Source organism: Lysinibacillus sp. NPDC093210, from assembly GCF_044753985.1.
Classification (GTDB): Bacteria; Bacillota; Bacilli; order Bacillales_A; family Planococcaceae; genus Lysinibacillus.
The window spans coordinates 1-1,923 of the sequence record NZ_JBIVOE010000022.1; the positions used below are offsets into that span (position 1 = coordinate 1).

At 32.6% G+C, this 1,923-nt stretch carries 1 protein-coding gene and 1 rRNA gene; both read left to right on the top strand.

Annotated features, from left to right (window positions below):
• Nucleotides 1-81: ribosomal RNA gene (gene rrf, locus ACIP9C_RS23075) — 5S ribosomal RNA — on the top strand; the annotation flags it as partial.
• 686 nt (nt 82-767) lie between these two features.
• Entirely contained in the window at nt 768-1,661 is an 894-nt protein-coding gene (locus tag ACIP9C_RS23080; protein ID WP_340821505.1) for a patatin-like phospholipase family protein, read from the top strand.
• Nucleotides 1,662-1,923: the final 262 nt, after the last annotated feature.

The following is a 1,923-nucleotide window of genomic DNA, read 5'->3' on the forward strand; positions in this document are numbered from 1 at the left end:
CATACCGAACACGGAAGTTAAGCTCTTTAGCGCCGATGGTAGTTGGGGGCTTCCCCCTGTGAGAGTAGGACGTCGCTAGGCACACAAAGCAGTCAACAATTGTTGGCTGTTTTTTTGTTTTATAAAAAAAAAAAATCTAATAAAGATGACTTGAGTATGATTAAAGGAATTGCGAAATGTAGATGCTAGAAGCCCGTTAGGGGTATTCAAATAAATACGACCACCGCCTAGATTTAGAAAAAGTTAAATGAAAGAGACATGAGATCTGGAATCTGTAAGTATAGATTCTCTTTCTGGTAACCATTTTCAGTTGTTAAAAATAAAGGTAGTAATTAAAGGGATTTATCCTTTGTCATTGCTGCCTTTTTAGCTAAGATTATTTTTTTATAAGGGGATGTTTTACATAACAGAATTGCTAGTGCCTTTATATGAATATCTATGAAGAATGTTTAAAACAAGGAGGTACTATTTAATTGATGGGGAAATGGACTTTTAGCCAATTTACACAGTTGGAAACTAAGGAACTGTGTTACCTCTATTCTTGAACTATAAGTAAGAAGGTTCGATAGGCTAAAATTTATTTATTGTTAAATAACGCAGTTTAACAAAATATTTGCTAAACGATGAATTCAATTTAGGCACACAAGTTGTTATAAGAGTTGAGTATTATAATGCATTACTAAATCGACAATTTTCGCTTTTTTAAGTTCTAATCTTTTTGCTAGTTTCCTATAATGTAACTATTACTTGAAAAAGGAGAGGGAATTTTGTGGATTGATGGTGTTTTTTCTGGTGGGGGTTTGAAAGGCTTTGCATTAGTGGGAGCGTATCAAGTATTAGAAGCTGAAAATTTTCACTTTAAACGAGTTGCAGGAACAAGTGCTGGAGCTATTTTAGCAGCTTTTATTGCTGCTGGTTATAGTGGAAAAGAAATTGAATGTATGCTTGAAGAGTTGGATGTACCTTCATTATTAGACCCTCGGAAAACATTTCTGCCATTGCCATTTATGAAATGGATTAATGTCTACAACCATTTAGGTTTGTATAAAGGGAAAGCATTAGAAAAATGGTTTTTTCAAAAATTAGCGGATAAGGGAGTTTATACTTTTGCAGATATACCCGAAGGTTCACTGAAATTAGTAGCGTCGGATTTATCAAATGGTAGAATTATTGTTTTACCGGATGATTTACACAAGTATCAAATCGATGCCAGTAATTTTTCTGTTGCTAGTGCATTGCGTATGAGCTGTGGTATTCCATTTTTCTTTGAACCGGTTACATTAAAAACAGGAAAAGGTGAATCGGTCATTGTTGATGGTGGTGTATTAAGTAATTTTCCTCTATGGATCTTTGATGATAAAGAAGGACGCAAAAAGCGACCAGTACTTGGTCTCAAACTAAGTAGAAGTAGTGAAGAACAATGTCCTCAAGTAATAAAGAATGGTTTGAATTTATTTGAAGCGTTATTTGCAACTATGAAAGGTGCACATGATGAAAGGTATATTTCAAGAAGACACGAAAGAGATATTGTTTTTATTCCAGTAGATGATTATAGCGCTACACAATTTGATTTAAATGAGGAGACAAAGGAAACATTACTAGAGATAGGTAGGAATCGAACTATTCAATTCTTAAAGACATGGCCTAGGTTTAGGATATAAAACTTTAAAAAAATGATAAAACCTATTGACGACTTATCAACTAGATGTTATTATATAAAAGTTGCTGTTACAACATGTAACTACGAAATATAAAAACAAAATAAATGTTTGACATTATTTCAAAAACATGTTATTATATAAAAGTTAACTCTTACAAAATAGTTAACAAAATGAACCTTGAAAACTGAACAAGCAAAACGTAATCAATATAGTTTTTATTAGCTAACTTTGTTAGTGAACGAAACAAAATTTTGGACATCAA